Below are 6,119 nucleotides of genomic sequence, written 5' to 3' on the forward strand. Positions count from 1 at the left end.
TAATGTTGTATGGACTCCATAATATATTTATTATCGAATCAAATAAACAGTAAATTAAAAATACAACGACAACTTAAGTCGTAGAGAGTGAAATATAGATGTATTTTAATGGATGATTTTTGTATGATTTAAATATAGCTTAATTTTAGAACAGAAAAATGTCTTATTTAAATCAATATGCTACATATAAAAGATTATTAGATGAGCACGAAGCTTGGTCTTTATTGAAAGCGAATAATGCTCCGCTGATCTTGGTATTGATTCAAGAATTATTCATTGAAAGTAATGAAGTTTCATTTACGCAAGCACGTATTTATTTGGATGCCAAATTAAATCAAATTAGAGAGTTCTTACGTGATGAAACAAAAGTATCTGCAAGAGAGTATCTCTATCAGTGGATCAAGGCAGGTTGGATCCGTGAACTTAATAATCAACTGAATAAAACAGATGCTTGTGACATAGCACTTAGATTTGTGCAAAGTTTGGATCAACGTGAATCGGGTACTACAGCTTCTGATTTACAAATTGTACAGGATGCAGTGAAGAAACTTATTTTTGATATCAATCAAAATCCTGAAGAGAAAATAGCATTACTTAAACAACAAAAAGCAGAGATTGATGAGCAAATTTTACAGCTTGAACAAGGTGTAGTCACAAATTTATCAGAGTTACAGCAAAAAGAAAGAATAACTAAAATTTATCAATTGGCTGCAAAATTATCACACGATTTTCGTTTGATTGAAGATGAAATTTTAGGCTTGGATCAACAATTACGCAGAAATATGTTGGAGCATGGTGAGAACCGTGGCAGTTTGCTTAGACAGTTACTTGAACATGAAGATTTAATGTTGGAAACCAATGCAGGGCAAGCATTTGAAAGTTTCTTCAATCTGCTCAGCCAGACCACGCATTGTGATGAATTACATCAACAACTGCAATTTTTGTTACAGCAATCCATTGCACAACATTTAGATAAAAAGCAGACTTTATATTTAAGTAAGCTTATTCATGAACTTGTGAAAGAAAGCCAAAGGATCTTTGATATACGGAAAAGAACCAATGAAAGTCTGCGACATTATATGCAAAGCAGTTCAGTGATGGATGGTGCTAGAGTCACGCATTTAATTCAGCAGATAGAACAAACAGCAATGCAATTGGTACAGCAGGATGTGCCAATAAAAATTAATTTAGATATGTATTTGAATGTTGGAAATATTTCAGCATTTAGCCCTTTGAGTTTAAAAATCAGGGCACCTGATGATGCTTTAATTCGCCCTGAGTTGGAAGAGCGGAAGAATCATCAACGTGTTAGTCAAAATATTTTAAAGCATTTGGATAATGTGCAAGTGAAAGTGCTTGTTCATACGATTCAGCAACGTTTGCAACAATATGGATCTATGAGTTTATCCAAATTAATACAATTACAACCAATTGAGAAAGGTTTGGAAGAATTGGTTGCCTACGTACGCATTGCAAAAGCAGTCAAAGCGACACATTTGAATCAAACAGAACAAATTACTTTTAAAGATCAAAATGGAGCGCGATTTGAAGCAAAAGTACCTTTGTATTTGCTCGATGTAACTGATTTTCCAAAAAATATTGATCATCTAGTGATTTAAAGGGGAGCTTTTATGCAATCGAATGAAGCACAAAAATTTGACCATAATGAAAATCAGCAAACATCTCAGATTGAAGAAAGCATTCCTGAAAGCGCTCGTCATGCCTTAGTGACATTGTTGAAACATGGTGTGATTTTAGCGACACAGAAAAAAATATTATTTGAAAATGTCAGAGTTCATCAAGTTTTGATTACAACGAGATTAAATGAGCTTTATTTAAAGTTGGTACTCGATGAGCGTGCAGGGATTGCTTATATTGAACAGCAAACTCAGGAAGATCAATATGATGAGGATGATGAAATAGTCCAACTTATTTCACCAAGAATGCTGAGTTTGTATGACAGCTATTTACTCTTGATTTTACGCAAATTTTATCAGGAGCGTCAGGTGTTGGGCGAGGATACCGTGATGATTGATTTTGAGCGTATTGAATTGGCGATGCGACCATTTTTAAAATTAAGCCAATCGCAAAGTATTGATCAAAGAAAACTACGTGGTGTTGTACAGCAGTTCCAAACTCGAAAGTTGTTAATCAATATTCGTGGTGAAGAAAACCGTTTTGAAATTAGCCCGATTATTCGTTATGTCGTAGATGTTACGACGTTGGAAAATTTGTTGATACAGTATCAGAAATTATTGAGTGGCGATGTGTCTCAACAGCAAAGTGATTTGGATAATTCAGCTGATTTAGATCAAGGGAATGAATACGATGTCGAATGATTTATTTGCGTTTAGCCAATTTCGGCTGACTGAATTATCCGTATGTAATTGGGGTTCGTTTGATGGTATTCATACGGCACATATTGATGCTGAAGGAACTTTGATCACAGGGGATAATGGTGCAGGAAAATCGACGTTAATTGATGGATTAATGGCATTGTTGGTTCCTGCAGGCAAAGCCAGTTTTAATATGGCGGCTTCACAAGGGGATAAAAGTGACCGTAATTTATTGAGTTATATGCAGGGCAGTTTTGGTTCTGATTATGATGGCGCAGACAGTAAGCTGAAAAGTAAACGTACAGGAGCAACCTGTTCAGCTTTAAGGGCGCTATACACTGCGGATGATGGTCAAAAAGTTAGTCTTTGTTCGATTTTTTGGACAACTCAAGCAACCAATCAATTGGCAGATGTGAAACGACTGAATTTAGTGGCTAAACGTGATTTAACATTAACTGAAATTTTTCAACACTTTAATCAAGGTCAAGTGCGGGCTTTAAAACAACTGTTCAAACAAGATCAGGATATTATCTGTTGTGAAGAGAAGTTTTCTGCCTATGAAACTTATTTCCGTGAAATTTTACATTTACATAATAAGAATGCACCTGCCTTGTTGCAACGGGCTTTAGGTCTGAAACAAGTTAAAGACTTAACAGGATTAATCCGTGATCTTGTTTTGGAAGCGAGTGAAATCCGCGATGATGTCAGAAAAATAGTAATGGGTTTTGATGATTTAAAAGTTACGCATGCACAATTGGAAGATGCACGTGATCAGCAGGAGTGTTTACAGGCTTTACCTGAGTTAAAAGTTAAAATCGCAAATTTATCTGAACAAGCCGAGCAACTCATCGCAGAAAAAAATGCTATTCGGGCTTATATTGCTGAGCAAGCAGTAGAATTATTTGAGCAAAAACTGACTGAGTTGGATCAGATTAAAGAACAGCTTGAAAAAAACTTGCATGAAGCCGAGGAAGCCATAACGTTGTTGGGGCAACAAAAAAATGAGGCTTATGCCAATTATATGCAAGTTGGTGGTTCACAGGTTGAATCATTAAGAAGGGATTTAGAGTTTGAACATTTAAACCAAGATCGTATTTTACAGAATTTTAAGCAATATCAGAATTATACCTTGAAATTGGGTTTAGATAGCCAATTAGATTTTGCACTTTTTCAGCAATATCAATCTCAAGCGGATGATAAAATTAAGTTTTTAATTGATCAAGAACAACAATTGGAAGAACAAAAAGTCAAAAATGCTGTTGAATATTCTAAAAATGAAGAGGATTTGCAACAGTGTAAAGATGAATTGAGAGTGATTGAATCTCGTCCTGATTCGATGATCGCGCCACATTATCAGCAACTCCGTAACCGTTTATGTGATCAATTAAATTTAAACAATGATGAACTGATTTTTATTGGTGAATTGATCGATGTACAAGATCAACAAAAATCGTGGCAAGGTGCAATTGAGCGAGCATTGGGTGGTTTAAGAAATACCTTATTAGTGGCTGAGAAGAGTTTTAGGCAGGTTACGCAATGGTTGAACCAAAATCATGTCGGTTTGCATATTCGTGTACAGGTAGTGATGGATCATGCCTTGCAAAAGGAAAAGCATAGTCCTGAATTTTGGCAAGATGGTTTTTTATTAAAGTTACAATGGCGACCACATCCGTATCGGGAATGGTTAAAAGCACATTTAAAGCAGTTTGACCTACATTGTGTTGAAGATAAAGCGCAATTGGATCAGACGCCATTTTCCATGACAATTCAAGGTTTGGTACAGATGGAGCGTGGGCGCTTTGAAAAGAAAGATCAGAAACGTATTGATGATCAAAGTACATGGCAATTGGGCTTTTCAAATACACAACGTTTGAATTTGGCTAAAGAAAAATTACAACATTTGCAACTACGCTATACGGAATTGGATGTTGAAAAAAGTCGTTTCAAAAATGAAATTGCAATGACAAAGTTGCATTCAGGTTGTTGGACAGCGCTGTCTGAAATGCAATGGGAAAATATCAATGTACAAGCTTGCATAGATCGCATCACTGAAATTGAGCAACATATTCAACGAATTGAAGCGGATGAGGGTGATCTTGCTCGTGCTAAACATTATTGGATGGAGCTTGAAAATAAATACACGCTACAAAATAAACATGTCAAAGAATTAGCCACACAGTCGGGTCAGTTATCAACAAAGCTTCAACAGCTTCAAAGTTCTCGTGATGCTCAGCTGTTATGTGTGACTGATTTACATGAAGCAGTAAAAACAGCATTGGCAAAGCAGATCGGTATATTGCAACTTGAAGATTTGACAAAACTGTCTGAGATAGAAAATCAGCATCGCCAACAATATGAACAACGAATTGAAGATAAACAGAATACCAAGTCTAATCGTATCAATGATGTCACAGGGATTATCAATCGTTTTAAGGCGAAATGGCTTACGATCTCAGCAGAATGGGGCAATAAGTATGATGCCATCGATGAGTATTTAACTTATTTTGAACAGCTGATGAATGAGGGTTTACCTGAGCTTGAAGCACAATTTAAAGAGCGTTTAACCAAGCATGCATCGCAATCTTTATTGGGTATTCGGACACGACTTGATGCTGAGAAAAAAGATATTTTAGATAAAATTAATACCATTAATCAGGTCTTGGCAAGAACTGAGTTTCGAGAAGGAAGCTACCTGAAATTAATGGCGGCGGATGAGCATTTTCCAAAAGTGAAGCAGTTTAGGAAAGATTTGGACTATATTTCAAGTTTATATACATCAACGGATTATGAGTTGCTGTATAAACAATTGCACAAAATCATCGCTGAACTTGCTGTCGCAAGTGACCCTGCTACATGGCAGAATAAGGACAGTTTGAGACTACTTGATCCTCGTTATCAATTGTCGTTCCGTGCAGAAGAAGTGGATATTGAAACGCAAACGACAATTGATGTTTGGGCAGATTCGAGTGGTAAATCAGGGGGTGAAAAAGAGGCTTTTGCAGGTACGATTGTCGCTGCAAGTTTGGCTTATGTTTTGACCCCTGAGGGGCAGGATTATCCTGTGTACAGCACCATATTTTTAGATGAAGCTTTTTCCAATACATCGGAAGTTGTCAGTAAACGTGTTTTGAAAGTATTCAAAGCATTACATTTACATATCAATCTGATCACGCCTTTTAAAAATCTAAATTTGGCACGTGAGTCAGCCCGTTCATTGATTATTGCAGAACGTGATGTGAAAAGTCATGAAAGTACTTTGTCAGAAATTACGTGGCAGCAGTTGGATGAACAATATTTGCAAAGTACTCCTCCACATGTATTTGAAGATATTGAAATTAGCTCATTAGGATCATGATATGAATCAGAAATCATCACATGATTGGGGTAAATTACCTGAGCAAATTTATCAAGGCTTATGGGAAAAAGAATGGCTGAATCGTCAAAATTTAAAGAAGCACTTGTTGGGAGAACGTAGTTTTCCGATCAAAATATCTTTAAAAGCACCTGCTACAGATGAATTGGCATTATTACATTTGGATGATTTTCGTCAATTTGTTGATGCATGGCGAACTACGCCTTTTGCAGATCAGGTGATTTGGTCAAATAAGAAAAAGCACAGTTTAAGGCAAAATATGCCGACACATTTTGTGATCGAAAATTTTGAACAACTTCGCCAAGTTTTGGGTAAAAAAGCTGAAAAGGAATATCAACAATGGACAATGAAAATAAATCAATTGACGCAAATTCATGCTGATTTACTGCCTGTTTTGATTCGTAATTTGG

At 36.1% G+C, this 6,119-nt stretch carries 4 protein-coding genes; all 4 read left to right on the forward strand.

Annotation, left to right across the window (positions count from 1 at the left end; all coding sequences use genetic code 11):
* Nucleotides 1–158: 158 nt before the first annotated feature.
* On the forward strand, nucleotides 159–1,619 hold the full coding sequence (locus AVJ19_RS20115) for a DUF3375 domain-containing protein (RefSeq protein ID WP_111861319.1): 1,461 nt from the start codon (nucleotides 159–161) through the stop codon (nucleotides 1,617–1,619).
* A gap of 12 nt (nucleotides 1,620–1,631) precedes the next feature.
* On the forward strand, nucleotides 1,632–2,339 hold the full coding sequence (locus AVJ19_RS20120; RefSeq protein ID WP_111861320.1) for a DUF4194 domain-containing protein: 708 nt from the start codon (nucleotides 1,632–1,634) through the stop codon (nucleotides 2,337–2,339).
* Nucleotides 2,329–5,691 carry an ATP-binding protein gene (locus tag AVJ19_RS20125; protein WP_162626671.1) on the forward strand — a complete coding sequence of 1,121 codons (3,363 nt, stop codon included), beginning with the start codon at nucleotides 2,329–2,331 and terminating at the stop codon, nucleotides 5,689–5,691. Before AVJ19_RS20120 ends, AVJ19_RS20125 begins: the two co-directional genes overlap by 11 nt.
* A 1-nt stretch (nucleotide 5,692) precedes the next feature.
* On the forward strand, nucleotides 5,693–6,119 hold a 427-nt coding region (locus AVJ19_RS20130), incomplete at its 3' end, for a DUF3322 domain-containing protein (RefSeq protein WP_228203417.1).

Origin of the sequence: Acinetobacter sp. CFCC 10889 (genome assembly GCF_003268395.1) — a bacterium.
Taxonomy (GTDB): Bacteria; Pseudomonadota; Gammaproteobacteria; order Pseudomonadales; family Moraxellaceae; genus Acinetobacter.